At 72.6% G+C, this 14,178-nt stretch carries 14 protein-coding genes and 1 pseudogene; 4 read left to right on the forward strand and 11 right to left on the reverse strand.

Going from position 1 to position 14,178, the window contains the following annotated elements:
* Positions 1-70: 70 nt before the first annotated feature.
* The 8 genes from ACGF3I_RS01700 to ACGF3I_RS01735 all read right to left on the reverse strand — a co-directional run bounded on the left by ACGF3I_RS01700 (position 71) and on the right by ACGF3I_RS01735 (position 8,341).
* Positions 71-757, reverse strand: coding sequence for a hypothetical protein (locus ACGF3I_RS01700; protein WP_393128497.1), 687 nt, complete (start codon positions 755-757; stop codon positions 71-73).
* Between the two features lie 113 nt (positions 758-870).
* Positions 871-1,488, reverse strand: coding sequence for a phosphatase PAP2 family protein (locus ACGF3I_RS01705; RefSeq protein ID WP_393128498.1), 618 nt, complete (start codon positions 1,486-1,488; stop codon positions 871-873).
* 197 nt (positions 1,489-1,685) lie between these two features.
* Positions 1,686-2,060, reverse strand: coding sequence for a fluoride efflux transporter CrcB (gene crcB, locus ACGF3I_RS01710; RefSeq protein WP_393128499.1), 375 nt, complete (start codon positions 2,058-2,060; stop codon positions 1,686-1,688).
* Entirely contained in the window at positions 2,057-2,581 is a 525-nt protein-coding gene (locus ACGF3I_RS01715; RefSeq protein WP_393128500.1) for a CrcB family protein, read from the reverse strand. Before ACGF3I_RS01715 ends, crcB begins: the two co-directional genes overlap by 4 nt.
* Positions 2,582-2,618: 37 nt before the next feature.
* A complete protein-coding gene (locus tag ACGF3I_RS01720; protein ID WP_393128501.1) occupies positions 2,619-3,110 on the reverse strand; it encodes a universal stress protein in 492 nt (163 codons plus the stop codon).
* A 9-nt stretch (positions 3,111-3,119) separates the two neighbouring features.
* Positions 3,120-4,355, reverse strand: coding sequence for an SLC13 family permease (locus ACGF3I_RS01725; RefSeq protein ID WP_393129093.1), 1,236 nt, complete (start codon positions 4,353-4,355; stop codon positions 3,120-3,122).
* Positions 4,356-4,526: 171 nt separating this feature from the next.
* Positions 4,527-6,419, reverse strand: a complete 1,893-nt coding sequence (locus tag ACGF3I_RS01730; RefSeq protein WP_393128502.1) for a bifunctional metallophosphatase/5'-nucleotidase — start codon at positions 6,417-6,419, stop codon at positions 4,527-4,529.
* 683 nt (positions 6,420-7,102) lie between these two features.
* Positions 7,103-8,341: an RNA polymerase sigma factor gene (locus tag ACGF3I_RS01735; RefSeq protein WP_393128503.1), complete on the reverse strand. Its 1,239-nt coding sequence runs from the start codon at positions 8,339-8,341 to the stop codon at positions 7,103-7,105.
* A gap of 127 nt (positions 8,342-8,468) precedes the next feature.
* Here ACGF3I_RS01735 and ACGF3I_RS01740 point away from each other — a divergent pair, with 127 nt between their 5' ends.
* Together ACGF3I_RS01740 and ACGF3I_RS01745 are read left to right on the forward strand one after the other, a co-directional pair.
* Positions 8,469-8,954, forward strand: coding sequence for a GNAT family N-acetyltransferase (locus ACGF3I_RS01740; protein ID WP_393128504.1), 486 nt, complete (start codon positions 8,469-8,471; stop codon positions 8,952-8,954).
* Positions 8,955-9,074: 120 nt separating this feature from the next.
* A pseudogene (locus ACGF3I_RS01745) lies at positions 9,075-9,332 on the forward strand (esterase); the annotation flags it as partial.
* Between the two features lie 45 nt (positions 9,333-9,377).
* On the opposite strand, the gene ACGF3I_RS01750 reads toward ACGF3I_RS01745, so the two are convergent.
* A complete protein-coding gene (locus ACGF3I_RS01750) occupies positions 9,378-10,265 on the reverse strand; it encodes a class I SAM-dependent methyltransferase (protein ID WP_393128505.1) in 888 nt (295 codons plus the stop codon).
* 258 nt (positions 10,266-10,523) lie between these two features.
* Here ACGF3I_RS01750 and ACGF3I_RS01755 point away from each other — a divergent pair, with 258 nt between their 5' ends.
* Complete coding sequence (locus tag ACGF3I_RS01755; RefSeq protein ID WP_393128506.1) at positions 10,524-10,967, forward strand: SPW repeat protein; 444 nt, start codon at positions 10,524-10,526, stop codon at positions 10,965-10,967.
* A 110-nt stretch (positions 10,968-11,077) separates the two neighbouring features.
* On the opposite strand, the gene ACGF3I_RS01760 is transcribed toward ACGF3I_RS01755, so the two are convergent.
* Positions 11,078-11,641: a GNAT family N-acetyltransferase gene (locus ACGF3I_RS01760; RefSeq protein ID WP_393128507.1), complete on the reverse strand. Its 564-nt coding sequence runs from the start codon at positions 11,639-11,641 to the stop codon at positions 11,078-11,080.
* A gap of 339 nt (positions 11,642-11,980) precedes the next feature.
* Between ACGF3I_RS01760 and ACGF3I_RS01765 the strand changes: the two genes are divergently transcribed.
* Positions 11,981-13,030, forward strand: a complete 1,050-nt coding sequence (locus tag ACGF3I_RS01765; RefSeq protein WP_393128508.1) for an isopenicillin N synthase family dioxygenase — start codon at positions 11,981-11,983, stop codon at positions 13,028-13,030.
* A gap of 21 nt (positions 13,031-13,051) precedes the next feature.
* On the opposite strand, the gene ACGF3I_RS01770 is transcribed toward ACGF3I_RS01765, so the two are convergent.
* Positions 13,052-14,164: a polyprenyl synthetase family protein gene (locus tag ACGF3I_RS01770; protein ID WP_393128509.1), complete on the reverse strand. Its 1,113-nt coding sequence runs from the start codon at positions 14,162-14,164 to the stop codon at positions 13,052-13,054.
* Positions 14,165-14,178 lie beyond the last annotated feature (14 nt).

Consider the following 14,178-nt stretch of genomic DNA (forward strand, 5'->3'; position numbering starts at 1 on the left):
CTTCCGGACGGCGCCGCCCCTGCAACTCCCCTGCGATGAAGAGGAGTTGAAGGGGCGGCTCGTCGCCGACTCACACCGTGCCCACCTCGCGGACGAGTTCGAGCCCGAGGATCCGGTCGAGGTGGGCCATGGTCTCGAACTTGGCTCCCGGCGGCACCTCGTCGTCGGTCGCCAGATCGTGCAGGAGCCGCAGGACCGCGGCGGTGTCGAGGCGCTCGTCCAATGCGGTACGGGCCGTGGTCTTCAGGGCGGCGGGGATCGGTTTCGAGGGCTGGGCGGCCCAGTTCGCCACGGCGCGGCGCCAGCGGGCCAGGGCGCGGCTCGCCTCGTCGAGTTGCCCGGTCGTGATCGAGACCGGCTCCTCGTAGGGCCGGCTGAGCAGCAACAGGCGTACGGCCAGGAGGTCGGCGCCGGCGAGCGGGGGCAGCGTGGCGGCGCCGATGCGGAGGGCGGCGACACCCGCGTCCTCGTACGTGTCGGCGCCGAGCCGGACACCCGGGGGGCCGCCGAGTTCCTCGGCGATGCGCTCGGGGTCGCCTTCGGCGTCGGGCGGCCGGATGCCCGCCTCGGCGGCAGCCTCGCACCGAGGCCCGCTCCAGCCGATCAGCACGGCCCGGCCGCGCAGTTCGACCACGCGGGCCAGCACGTCGGCGATCAGCAGTACGCGCAGTCCGGTCCCTGCGTCACCGTCGGCGGGGGCGTGTGCGCAGACGCGCAGCGGGCCCGGGCCGGCGAGTTCCTCGACGATTCGCAGCACACGGCCGAGCCTAGGCGCTGCGGCCCCGCCCGCCTACCGGCCCACGCCCGCCCGGGCGCGGAATCGCCGCCCGGGGGGCACTTGAGACGGCCCCGGAATTCCCTGACCTGGTGTCAGGTGAGGACCGGCTTCAGTGCGCCGCCGCGCAGCCGCTCGACGAGTGGAGCCGCGTAGCGCCGCGCGGACCAGGTCACGGCGAGCGCCACCACGGCGCCGGTCGCGAAGGCGACCAGGACGTCGTGCGGGTAGTGCGCCCCGACGTACACCCGCGACGCGCCCATCAGGAGCGCGGCGACCGCGGCGACCGCCCCGAGACGCCGGTCCACCAGGAACAGGGCCACGGCGGCTGCCGCCACCACGGTGCTGTGATTGCTGGGGAACGCGTAGTCGTCCAGCGGCGGGCACTTCTCGATCAGGAAGTCGTGCGGCAGGGCGCGGCAGGGCCGCGGTTCCGTGAACACGGACTTGACCGCGTCGTTGACCACGTAGGCGAGCACCACCGCGACCGGCGTGGCCAGGGCCGCGGCCATCACCGAGGCGTCCTTGCGGCGGGCCAGCCACCAGCCGGCCAGCATGAACACGGCGAACAGGGCGACACCGTAACTGGTGTAGGCGGACACGGGCCCGTTCAGCCAGGGGGTGTGCCGGGCGAAGTCCGTGATGTCGCCGTACAGGCCGCCGTCGATGGACGCGCCGTCCAGGGCCTGGATCGTCGGGGTGGGGCTGGTCATGGGGTGCGGTACTCCGGTGGGTGGGGCGAACGGGGCAGGGCGTGCGGTGGTCCTCGGCGTGAAGGGCGGGGCGGCCGAACATGAACGACTACAAGCATGTAGACGCCAGAGTATCCGGATCGGTTGCGCGGCACGCGGGCCCGGGCTCCCGGCCCGGGCCTCGCCCGGGGCGCCCGGCCCCTCCCCGCCCAGGGGCCTCAGCCCCAGAGCGCCTCGGCGAGCCCCACGCCCAGGAAGACCGCGCCCAACCCGGCCACCAGGCTGACCAGCACGTTCGCCGCCGCTGCCCGGGTCGCACCCTGCTCGGCGAGCCTCAGCGTCTCGTACGAGAAGGTCGAATACGTCGTGAGTGCCCCGCACAGACCGGTGCCCACGAACAGCTGCATCTGGGAGGAGGCGGCTCCCTCCGTGACGGCACCCGTCAAAGCGCCGAGGACGAGACATCCGGCCACGTTCACGGTGAGGGTGCCCCACGGGAAGGCGCCCCCGTGCCGCTTCTGCACGGTCAGGTCGGTGAGGAAGCGCAGGGGCGCGCCGATCGCCGCCCCCACCACCACGAACAGCCAGTTCACCGGGCCCGCTCCCTTCCGGCCGCGTCCGCCGCCGTGGCTCCCCGCACCAACAGGCGGCGGGTCAGCCACACCGTGCCACTCACCGCCGCCAGTGCCGCGAACAAGGTCAGGGCGAGATAGGCGAACGCGGTGCCGGGCCGGTGCGCGGCCAGGAGCTTCTGGATGTCGACGGCGTACGTCGAGAACGTGGTGAAGCCGCCGAGCACCCCGGTGCCGAAGAAGGGCCGCACCAGCCGGTGCGCGGTCCGCACCTCGGTGATCACCACCATGAACACGCCGATCACCGCGCAACCGACGGCGTTGACGAGCAGGGTCGTCCAGGGGAAGGCCCCGGAGGGCGTGGCCCACAGGAGCGAGGCACCGTAGCGGGCACAGGCGCCGAGCGCGCCGCCGAGCGCCACCACCGCGACCAGCGGGCCGAGCCCCTGGGCCACCTCGCGGCGCTGAGCCGGTACGGCCAGATCGACATCGGGGTCAATCGGTGCCGGACCGCGCTCCGGCTGCTGTGCTCTCTCGGACATGCCTCTCCTGCTTGCGGGACACACGGATGGGGGGCGATCAGGGACCGGGGTGGTGGGGCGGGGGCGGCAGCGAGCCGAGGCCGGGGGCGGTGTCCGGCCAGACGAGCAGGACCGGGCAGGGCGCGTGGTCGACCACGAACCGGGTGGCCGGGCCCAGGCTGCGGGGCCCGAGATGGGCCCGGTCGCCGTCCCGGGCGCAGATCAGCAGGTCGGCGCCCTGCGCCGCGCGGACGACCTGGTGTTCTGCACGGCCGTGCAGCGCGAGGCGGCGGGCCGGGCGGTCGAGGCGGCGTTCGGCCTCCGCGAGGAGGTCCTCGGCTGCGGTGCGGGAGAGGTCTTCGAGCCGGGTGCCCGGGTCGCGCTCGCGGTGGCCGCGTCCGAGGAGCCCGGCGAACGCGCCGTGCGCGGCCTCGGGAACCGCGTCGTCGGTGACGTGCAGCAGCACGAGTTCGCGCTCGTCGGCGTGTTCGCGTGCCGCGTCCACGCAGGCGGGCCAGGTGCCTTCGGTGATCCAGACGATGACGCTCATGGAATGCGGTCAGCCTCCGATCGTGTGCAGGGCCGCCCACAGCGCGGCCGTCGCCGCGACCAGTGTGGCGGGAACGGTGAGCAGTCCGAGCCGGGTGAAGTGGCCGAGTTCGGGCGCGTCGTCGTGCTCGTGCAGGATCCGCCGCCACAGCAGGGTGGCCAGGGAGCCGACATAGGTGAGGTTGGGGCCGAGGTTGACGCCGATGAGAACGGCCAGGACCGGTCCCGCGCCCCCCGGTGCGGCCACCGGGAGCAGTGCCAGCACGGCGGGCAGGTTGTTGATGAGGTTGGAGAGGACCGCGGCGACGGCGACGACGGCGAGCAGCGCCGGCAGCGAATCCCCGTCGGGCAGCAGCCGTCCGATCGCCGGGCCGAGCCCGTTGTCGACGACGGCCTTGACGACGACGCCGAGGGCGAGCACGAACAGGCAGAACGGCACCCCGGCGGAGGCGACCAGGGCGCGCGGCGTGGTGCGCCGCCGGGACAGGCCGCGCGCCGCGAGCACGACCGCGCCCGCGAGGGCGGCCCATGCCGGGCTGAGCCCGGCGAACGAGGTCACGACGAAGCCGGCGAGCGTCAGGCCGAGGACCACGAGCGTGAAGACGGGCACCTCGGTGCTCTCGTGCGTACGCCCCCCGGCCGGAGGGGCCGCCAGGTCGCTGCGGAAGAAGACGCGGAAGGCGGCGTACTCCACGGCGATGGCCGCGAGCCACGGCAGGGCCATCAGCGCGGCGAACCGGGTGAAGGTGAGCCCGCTCGCGGCGAGGGCCAGCAGATTGGTGAGGTTGGAGACGGGCAGCAGGAGGGACGCCGAGTTCGCCAGGTGCGCGGTGGCGTACACGTGCGGGCGGGCCCGGACCCCGGCGCGGGCCGCCGTCGCGAACACCACGGGCGTCAGCAGCACGACGGTGGCGTCGAGGCTCAGGACGGCGGTGATCACGGCCGCCACCACGAACACGCCACCGAGCAGCCGCTGCGCGCCGGACCCGCAGATCCGGGCCACGGCGTCCCCCGCCGCGGCGAACAGGCCGTCGTCGTCGCAGAGTTGGGCCAGGACGAGGACGGCGGCCAGGAATCCCACGACGGGCAGCAGGTCGCGGGTCTGCTGCCAGGCCTCGGCGGGTGAGACCGCGCCGAGCGCGACCACGAGCCCCGCCGCCGGGACGGCCGCGACCGCCTCCGGCCAGTTGCGGGGACGCACGACGGCGAAGGCGAGCACGCCGGCCAGGAGGACGGCCGACACGATCTCGGCGGTGACGGTACTCAGGGTCGGCCTCCGGGCAGCGGACGATCACGGCGGCGGGCACCGTGCCGCGCCACCGCGATCGACCCTACGCGGCGCGCTCCGTTCCGCGTTCCCCGGCCTGCGCACCACCCCTTCCTCGTACGCCCGGGCACGAGGAAGGGGGACGGCGGGTCAGCAGCGGCCCTGGCCGCCGTCGGTGCCGGCCGACGCCACCCGGGGGGTGTCCGCACTGGCCGTCGGGGGCACCGGGAGCAGCTCGCCGGTCTCGGCGCGCAGGCCGGCCGCGTTGCGCGCGGTGACCCGGCCGAGCGGTGCCGGGGTCAGCACGGCCTGGCTCTGCAGGTAGGCGATGAAGCTCTCGAAGTCCCTTGTGTGGCGCACCGGTTGGGTGTGCTTGGCCAGGGCCGGATAGTCGTCGGCGCCGATCAGGGTGTAGGCGGGGACGGCGATCCGGTAGGAGGCCTTCACATCGAGGGGGGTGCCGTCGATGAGGACGTCGGCCGGGCTGACCCGGTCCCCGGCGGCGCCCGTCGCGTCGAAGGTGTAGCGCACGTTGTGCGAGACCGCGAAGGGCGCGTAGGTGAGCAGCGTGCCGTTCATCTTCCACTGCTGTTCGAGCGTGTCGTGGATGCACTGCCCCGTGACGGTGGCCGTGACGATCGGGTTGCCGTAACCGACCAGGGTGAACGCCTTGCGGAAGGACACCGCCCCCTGCACGCTCGCGTCGAGCGTGAGGTCGCCGCCGATCACGCAGGAGCCCTGGCGGGGGGCGAGCGCGATCAGGGCGAGCTGCGCCGGTTCGTTGGGGTTGATGTTGCCCGTGTCGAACGGATCGAGGGGCTGGCTCCCGGCCCACAGTGCCCAGTCGGCGGCGAGGTTGCCCATGGTGCTCTCGCCGAATTTGTTCAGCGCCCGCGTGAACGAGGCCGTCTGGCGGGCGATGCGGGTGGCGCCGCGGTTGTCGGCGTACCCGGTCCAGTAGTCGGTGGTCTCCTTCAGCTCCGGGTCGGGCGGCACGTCATGGGTGTTGGGGTGGTTGGTCGACGTGGTGAGCTCCCGTACGACCTCACCGGTGACCGGGTCGAGACGCAGGTTGATCTCGTTGATGAGCTGCCCGTGGCACCCCGCCTCGACGAACGGCCTGGGCTTTCCGGAGGGGTCGGGCACCATCATGTTGAAGGCGCAGTGCCAGTGGCCGGTGACGATCGCGTCGATGTCGGAGGACACGGCGAGGGCCAGGTCGTAGGCGGGTCCGGAGGGAGTGCTCCCGCTGTTGAAGTCGCTTCCGGCCACGGCCCCGTCGTGCATGCTGAGCACGATCGCGTTGACACCCTGCGCCTTGAGCTGGGCCGCGCACCGGTTGGCGGTCTCCAGTTCGGCCGTCATGCGCAGAGCCGTCTGGAAACTGGTGGAGCCGGTGTCGGTTCCGGTGACCGTCAGGTGAATGAACCCGATGGGCAGGCGCCGTCCGCCCCGACCGCGGACCCATTCCACATTCACCGGGGGGAGCACGGTTTTCCCCGAATTACCCCAGAGCATGTTGGCCGAATAGTAACGGAAGTCCGCGCCGTGGAAGATCCGTCCGCCCGAGTCGGGGAAGCTGTTCGTCCAGCCTTCTCCCGCGTACGATCTGCCGCGCTCCATGTGATTGATCAAAAACCCTGGAGTGCGGTCGAACTCGTGATTTCCGGCCGTCGAGAAGTCGAGCCCCATGCGGTTGAGTGCCTCGATGGTGGGCTCGTCCGCCAGTGATTCGGCCGGGAAGGCCCAGCCGGAGAACAGGTCGCCCTGCGAGAAGAACAGCGTGTTCGTGCGGCCGGCGCGCAGGTTGTTCAGATGCGTGGCCAGGTACGGCACTCCGCCGACGGTGAACCTCTCACCGCCCGCGCCGGTAATGACCGCGTCACTTGCGGGCGGGGCCTGCAGATAGCCGTGCAGGTCGGTGATGCTGAGCAGTTGTACGTCCACGTACTCGGTGGCGGTCTCGGCGTCACGGGCGTGGCCGCTGGCCAGGGCCGGTGTGCCCGTCGCCGCCATCGTCACCAGCGATCCCGCCACGGTCATGAAGCTCCGTCGACCCACGCCCCACATTTCGACTCCCTCTCTCGAAAGCTATGCGACCCTGCCGGGAGCGGTTATCCGACTCCCCGCCTGGCGGCCCGAAGAACTACGCGACACGAATCCGCCGATTGCGGCCACAAGGAATACAACACGGCAGGATGACCGGACCATCGACACGCCGCCCGGCCAAGGCGCCCCGAAATTACGATCGTCGACACGCCCCACTCAAGCACGTGAAGCGCACGACGGGAGAAAGACGTGCGGAACGCGGAGGTGGTGTCGCATGACGACTTGCTGAACTGGACCGGACGTTCTGCGCCCCGGCTTGCGGCCGGGCATTGCGATGCGGTCTCCGGGCGGCCGTACACGGCTGTGCGCTCGTTGGCAGTGTCCCCCGCGGTAACGCCTTCAAATCAGGCATGCGGAAAGGAGGTTGAGCAATCAAGCCATAGCCGGTGCGCGGCGGTGCGGCTTCGCCGGGTGTTCGGCGGAGGTGTTCAGCGCTGGGCGAGCAGGGTGAACAGGAGGGGGATGCGCGGCTCGCCGTCGGGCAGTCGCCACCGTCCGTGCGCGGTCGGTGCAGGTGTGCGCGGCGTCCCGCCGGACGGGCCCGCTGCCCCGGGAGTCCAAATGGCCCTGCGAGAAAGGCAGTTGACGTTCCAGCTGTGCTGCGCGGCGCGGATGCCTCAGCCCTCACCCGCAAGGCGGGCCGCCCGGTCGAGGAGGAGTTCCCTCTCCTGGGTGTTGCGGGTCAGGGAGGCCGCCCGCTCGAATTCGGCCCTGGCCTCGGCCGGGCGCCCCAGTCGCTCCAGGAGGTCCCCCCGGACGCTCGGCAGCAAGTGGTAGTCCTTCAGGGCCGACTCGTGCCGCAGGGCGTCGACCAGGGGCAGCCCGGCCGCGGGGCCCTCGGCCATGGCGACCGCCACCGCACGGTTCAGCTCGATCACCGGGGACGGGGTCATCGCCATCAGACGGGCGTAGAGGAGCGCGATCGAAGCCCAGTCGGTGTCCTCGTAGCGCAGGGCGTGTGCGTGGCAGGCGGCGATGGCGGCCTGGACCGCGTACGGCCCGCCGCCCGCGCGTTGCAACGCTTCGATGCCGCGGTGGATGAGCAGCCGGTTCCACTTGGCCCGGTTCTGGTCGGCGAGCAGGACCGGGCGTCCGTCGGCCCCCGTGCGCGCCGGGATCCGGGAGGCCTGGAACTCCAGGAGCGCGGTCAGACCGTGCACTTCGGCCTCCTTGGGCATCAGCGCGCCGAGCACCCGGGCCAGCCGCAGCGCGTCCTCGCACAGCGCGGGCCGCACCAGGTCGTCCCCGGCGGTCGCGGAGTACCCCTCGTTGAAGATGAGGTAGATGACGTCGAGCACGGAGGACAGGCGGGCCTCGCGGTCGGCTCCGTAGGGCACTTCGAAGGGCACGGCGGCCTTGGCGAGGGCCCGTTTCGCGCGGACGATGCGCTGCGCCACGGTGGCCTCGGGGACCAGGAAGGCGCGGGCGATCTCCTGGGTCGTGAGACCGCCGAGCAGGCGCAGGGTGAGCGCGGTCCTCGCCTGCGTGGACAGCACGGGATGGCAGGCGGTGAAGATGAGGCGCAGCAGGTCGTCGTCGATGCCGTCGGGGTCGTCGAAGTCCGCGGGGTCGGGCGGGGGCACGTCCTCAAGTGCGCGGCCGACCTCGGCCAGCTTCCGCGCGTAGGTCTCCTTGCGGCGCACCAGGTCGATCGCGCGGCGCTTGGCCGTGGTCATGAGCCAGGCGCCGGGCTTGTCGGGAACGCCCTGCGCGGGCCACTGCTCCAGCGCGGCGACCAGGGCGTCCTGCGCGAGTTCCTCCGCGATGCCGACGTCCCGCACGATGCGGGTGACACCGGCGATGATCCGCGCGGATTCGATCCGGAACACCGCTTCGACCGTCCTGGTCGTACTCACTGCCGTCACGGGCACCCATCAGAGCAGCCGGGGACGGACGCGGCAAGGCACGACCCGCGGGCCACCGCCCCCTCGACGGCCGCCGCCCTCACGCGCGGCCTCCGCGCGCGGCCCGTAGGCTGGCGGGATGCCTCAGCTGCAGCTCCTCCGCCTCGATCACGGCCCGGCGCTCCTGGAGTTCGAGCGGGCCAACCGCGCGTACTTCGCGGCCTCCGTACCCGACCGCGGGGACGACTACTTCACGCGTTTCGACGCCCGTCACCAGGCCCTGCTGGCGGAGCAGGAGGCGGGTGTCTGCTTCTTCCACGTGGTGGTGGACGACGACGGCGGGCTGCTCGGACGGGTCAACCTCGTTGACGCCGAAGGCGGTTCGGCCGAACTCGGCTACCGGATCGCCGAGCGGGCCGCGGGGCGCGGCCTCGCCACCGCGTCGGTCCTCGACCTCTGCACCCTGGCCGTCACGCGCTACGGCCTCACCGAGCTGACGGCCAGGACCACGCTGGACAACGCCGCTTCCCGGGCCGTTTTGGCCCGCACCGGATTCAGGGCCACGGGAGACACGGTGCTGAGCGGGCTGCCGGGACTGCGGTTCGTACGACAGCTCGCGCGCTGAGCATCCGGCCGCCGGGTGGAACGGATCGGCGCGGATCCCTGTCTACTCTCCTGAGCACCCCTGAGCGGTGCCACCCGGGCGCGGCTCGGGGCACCATCCGGCAGAGAGTTCTATCGACCCATGGGTCTCACGAGTAACAAGGTGCTGGCGCTGACTGTGCTCTGCGCGGTGGTGATGTTCACCGTCACCATCGTGCTGTGGCCGCGCCTGTCCCGCCGGCACTGGAAGACGGTCCTGGGCCGCCTCGGACTGCTGGTCGCCACCCAGGTACTGATCTTCGCCGCCGTCGGGCTCGCGACGAACAACTCCTTCCTGTTCTTCGGCTCGTGGACGGACCTCTTCGGCCAGGAGCAGGGCGTGGGTGTGGTGGTCGACCACTGATCCGGCCGACCGCCACACCCGGCGCGGCTTCACCTCCACGACTCAGCGGCGGCGCCGGCCACCGAGGGCCCGGGTGAGCAGACCGCGGGAGGCGGGGCCCGGCGCCGCAGCGGCGGGGTGCGTCGGCTCCGGCGCGGGGTCGGAACCGGGGTCGGGGTCGGGCGCGCAGTGCAGCGGGCGGGGCGGCGCAGGAGCCGTCGCCTTCTTGCCGTCGATCCGGATCAGCGGGGCGCCGGCCACCTCCTCCACCCCGTGCCACAGGTCGGAGCGCGACGTCAGCCATGCGAGGAGTTCGGTCCGCACCGGGTCGGGGTCGCCCCAAGTGCCGTACGCCTTGGTGCCGGTGATGCAGATGAGCTTCAGCCCCATCGTGGCGACCGCGCCCCAGACCGCCGCGGCGACTCCGGGGCAGTGCTCGGCGCGGAAGTCGTCGAAGGCCACGATCGCGTCGGGGGCGGCCAGTTGGCGGGCGGCCTCGATGTCGCCGTGCACGTGCTCGTACAGGTGCGAGGCGTCGACGTGGATGAAGCGGCAGCTGGATGGCTCGACCCGCCCGGCGATGACGGACGTCGGCGCCTGCACGACGGTGGGCAACCGCTCATGGAAGGCCAGGTAGTTGGCCTCGAAGGCCCGTCGCGTCAAGGTCGCGTACGACCTGCCCATCTCGGCGCTGTTGGGGTCGTCGGGGGCCGGGGAGTCGAAGAGGTCGCAGACCGTGAATTCCTCGCCGGGCCGCAGGTATCCGCCGATGAAGATCGCGCTCTTGCCCAGATAGGCACCGAGTTCGAGCAGATCGCCCGCCGGTCCCCCGGCGGCGTTCTGGCGGGTCAGGAACCAGTCGAAGAGGAGCTGGTCGGCCGGCCAGAACCAGCCTTTGACATCGGAGAAGCCGGCCGGGGACGCAACCGGTGCACTCGTCGTTTGTGACATGGCCCCGGTCCTACTCCTGCCGGATGACGGGCAGATGACCGCGGGGCGTGGCCCCGGGGCCTCCCGGCTGAAACTCCCGGCCCCGGCGGTCTTCGTCGCGTTCCGCTGCCGGGCCGGCACCGAGAGCGATCATCCCGAAGAAAAGGAATCAGGCAAGGGCTACATCTACACATAAAGGCTTCATAAGCGCACAATAGGGACGTGACATCGTGTCGCAGCGCGGCCAGACGTGCAGATCTTCAGAAGGAGGCGAGTCGTATGGCCGACGTCTCACACCGCCCCGGTGATATCTCCGGGCACCCCGATGTGTCGGAGATGCGGGACCGCTACGCCAGGGTGATGGAAACCCGAGGTGTGGCAGCGGTCGAGGAACTCGTGATCCTCGCCGGCATCTACGCAGCGATCTCCGGCTGGACGGTCCACTTCTCGGCCGCCAAGCCGACCCTGGCCCTCAGCAACCTGGTCGTCGGCATAGCCCTCGCGGTTCTGGGCCTGTGCATGTCCATGGTCCCGGAGAGGTCCCAGGACCTGAACTTCGTGGTCCTGCTCCTCGGAGCCTGGCTGATCGTCTCCCCGTGGGTCGTCGCACGCAGCGCCGGCACCGGGGCCATCCTCAGCAACGTCATCACCGGCGCCTGTGTGTGCCTGTTCTCGCTCATCGCCGGCGGAATGCTCATGTCCAGGTCCCGAAGGTCGACCTGACCTCGCGGCCGGATTCCGGCGGCGCCACGGCGGCGGCATCGAGGCCGCCTCCGCCGCCGGAACCCGGCACCACCCCACCACCTCGTATGCGGCTCGGTGGCGCCCGCTCCTCAACTCCCGGACTGCGATCCGGAGTTGACGCGGACGCCGTCGGGCCGCGCGTCCATGCGCCGCAGCCATCGGCGCTCCCCCTCGCGCCACTCCCCGGTGACCGAAAGACCTGCCGCCACGGCCACGGCGGCCGAGGCGTGGTGCTCGGGATGGACGAACGCCGCCACCTCCCGGACGCCGCTCCGGGCCAGCCACTCCACGAGCCCCGCGGCCGCCTCGCCCGCCAGACCCCGGCCCTGCCAGGGGACGCCCACCACCCAGGCGACCTCGGCCACCGCCCCCTGCCCGGCCGATGCCACCGTCGCTTGGACGGTCCCGACGAGCCCGCCGCCTTCCCGTAGCCGCAGCACCCAGTTCAGCCACCGGACCGCGGGGTCGGGCGAGCCCGCGACCAGACGTTCGTAGCGTTCCCGGAGCGCCCGCGGGCCGTGCGGGGCGCCGCCGATGAACGTGTGCAGGGCGGGGTCGCCCAGCACGGCGGCCATGTCCTCGGCGTGGGAGACGCGCAGGGGCACGAGATCGAGCCGCGCGGTCGCGATGTGTGGGGCTTCGGGAAGGTTCACGTCCTCATCCTGACCGCCGGCACACGGCCCGTCCCGCGTACGTGAAGATCGCCTCCGCGCGGACGCGCAGGTGTCCTGCCCCGCGCGGGGCCGTATCGCGCGGGGTGTGAGCGCCCTCACATCCCGAAGGGGCCGGGCGGGAGTAGCCTTGCCGCATGCCTCCGCTCGTTCGACGCCGCCACGTGGACTTCGTCCGCGTCACGAGCATGGCCTGTCGCACCTACCGCTGACCCCAGGCCCCCCTTCACCCTCCCCGGCCCCAGCGGCGCCCGCCTCACCCCGGCGGCACCGTGACCGCGCCCACCCGCGCCGACCGGGACACACCAGCGGATGGCATCCATGTCCCTCGTGACCACGTCGCAGCAGCTCCCCATCATCGATCTCTCCGCCGCCGACCGCGGCCCCCGGGCGCGTAGGCGGCTGCACGCCCAACTGCACGCCGCGGCCCACGGCGTGGGCTTCTTCCAGCTCGTCGGGCACGGCGTGACCGAGGCCGAGACAGCCGCGCTCAACGACACCATGCGTGCCTTCTTCCGCCTGCCGGAGGCCGACCGGCTGGCGCTGGACAACGTCAACTCGCCCCACTTCCGCGGCTATACGCGCATCGGGGACGAGCGCACCGGCGGTTCCCGCGACTGGCGCGACCAGCTCGACATCGGCGCCGAGCGCCCCGCCCGCACGCCCGGCCCGGGCGAGCCCGCCTACTGGTGGCTCGAAGGTCCCAACCAGTGGCCCGCGGCCCTGCCCGCACTGCGGACCGCGGCCCTCACCTGGATCGACAGACTCAGCGCGGTCGCCGAAAAGCTGCTGCACGAACTGCTCGCCTCGATCGGGGCACCCGCCGGCTTCTACGACGACGCGTTCGGCGACCGGGCCCATCTGCACCTGAAGCTGGTCCGCTACCCCGGCAGCGCGGGCGACGGCACCGCGCAGGGCGTCGGCGCCCACAAGGACTACGGGTTCCTGACCCTGCTGCACCAGGACACCGTCGGCGGACTCCAGGTGCAGCGCGAGGACGGCCTCTTCCACGACGTGCCGCCGCTGCCCGGCGCCTTCGTCGTCAACCTGGGCGAGCTCCTCGAAGTCGCGACGAACGGCTACCTCCTGGCCACCAACCACCGCGTGGTGAGCCCGCCCGGAGCCACCGAGCGCTTCTCGGTGCCGTTCTTCTACAACCCGCGCCTCGACGCCCACATCCAGCCGCTGGAATTCCCCTTCGCGACCGAGGCACCCGGCGCCACCGCCGATCCGGCCAATCCGCTGTTCGCCGAGTACGGCCGCAACGAGCTGAAGGGCAAGCTGCGCGCCCATCCGCTCGTCGCGGCCCGCCACCACGCGGACCTGCTGCTCACGGAACGGCCACTGGTCGGCGCTGCGCCGGGCGCGTAGTCGGGCCGACCGCCGGGTCGCTCAGACCCGGCGGTCCAGGAACAGCTCCGAGAGCGCGACCAGCTCGTCCACGCGGGGGCCTGTCAGGGGCAGCGCCCGCAGCTGGTCGCGCGCGGCCGACACCCGGGTCCGCGCCTCCCGCAGCGCGTAGGCCCGGCCGCCCGCCTCCTCGACGAGGTCCGCGGCATGCCGTACGCACGCCTCGTCCAGCGGCCCGTCACCGCTCAGCAGCCGCTCGATGCGCGGCCCGATGGTGGGCGCCGCGGCGGTCGCGCCGAGGACCGGGAGCGTCTTCTTTCCACGCCGCAGATCGCCGTGCACGGGCTTTCCGGTGACGTCCGGGTCGCCCCAGATCCCGAGCACGTCGTCAACGGCCTGGAACGCGAGCCCCCACTGGCGTCCGGCCTGGTCGAGGGCGGCGGTGAGCCGGGGCGGAGCCCCCGCGAGGACGGAGCCGAGGGCGGTGGCACAGCCCAGCAGGGCGCCCGTCTTGCGCAGGGCCATCGCCCGGTACTCGGCGAGGCCCACCGCGCCGGGGCCGGACCAGGGTCGGCTCTCGAACTGGACGTCGTCGGCCTGGCCGTGCACCAACTCGCCCAGCATGACGGAGAGTTCGCGCACCGCCGCGCCTGCCGCCGGGCCGCCCCGCTCGGCCAGGGTGCGTACGGCGAGGGCGAACAGGGCGTCGCCCGCCAGGATCGCGGGGCCGGTGCCGAAGGCCTTCCACGCGCTGTCGCGGTGCCGCCTGCGCTCGTCGCCGTCCATGATGTCGTCGTGGATCAGCGAGAACGTGTGGATCAGCTCGATCGCGACGGCCGCGGGCACCGCCGCCTCCGGTTCGGCACCCACCGCCTCTGCTCCGAGCAGGGCCAGCGCCGGTCGCACTCCCTTGCCGCCGTCGCCATCGCCGGGCGTTCCGTCCGCCGCGCACCAGCCGAAGGCGTGCGCGGCGACGAGCCCCGGCTGCGGATGCAGGGCGCGCACCGCCTCGCGCAGCGCGGGCTCGACCAGGGCCCGGCAGCGGGCGAGCGTCGCGGTCGCCCCGCGGGACGCGGACGGCGCCCCGGGCGGAGCTGACGCCTCGCCGGTGTGCGGGTGTCGGAGGGGCGCGTGCGGAGCGGCGTGGGAGGCCATGGGTTCCGTTTCTG

Source organism: Streptomyces sp. NPDC048111 (genome assembly GCF_043202815.1).
Lineage (GTDB): Bacteria > Actinomycetota > Actinomycetes > Streptomycetales > Streptomycetaceae > Streptomyces.

Bases quoted from the DNA above. Each gene is read 5' to 3' on its own strand.
- ACGF3I_RS01730 (WP_393128502.1), bottom strand. From the start codon at position 6,419: ATGACCGTGGCGGGATCGCTGGTGACGATGGCGGCGACGGGCACACCG.
- ACGF3I_RS01750 (WP_393128505.1), bottom strand. From the start codon at position 10,265: ATGTCACAAACGACGAGTGCACCGGTTGCGTCCCCGGCCGGCTTCTCC.
- ACGF3I_RS01755 (WP_393128506.1), top strand. From the start codon at position 10,524: ATGGCCGACGTCTCACACCGCCCCGGTGATATCTCCGGGCACCCCGAT.
- ACGF3I_RS01765 (WP_393128508.1), top strand. From the start codon at position 11,981: ATGTCCCTCGTGACCACGTCGCAGCAGCTCCCCATCATCGATCTCTCC.
- ACGF3I_RS01705 (WP_393128498.1), bottom strand. From the start codon at position 1,488: ATGACCAGCCCCACCCCGACGATCCAGGCCCTGGACGGCGCGTCCATC.
- ACGF3I_RS01720 (WP_393128501.1), bottom strand. From the start codon at position 3,110: ATGAGCGTCATCGTCTGGATCACCGAAGGCACCTGGCCCGCCTGCGTG.
- ACGF3I_RS01740 (WP_393128504.1), top strand. From the start codon at position 8,469: ATGCCTCAGCTGCAGCTCCTCCGCCTCGATCACGGCCCGGCGCTCCTG.
- ACGF3I_RS01715 (WP_393128500.1), bottom strand. From the start codon at position 2,581: ATGTCCGAGAGAGCACAGCAGCCGGAGCGCGGTCCGGCACCGATTGAC.
- ACGF3I_RS01770 (WP_393128509.1), bottom strand. From the start codon at position 14,164: ATGGCCTCCCACGCCGCTCCGCACGCGCCCCTCCGACACCCGCACACC.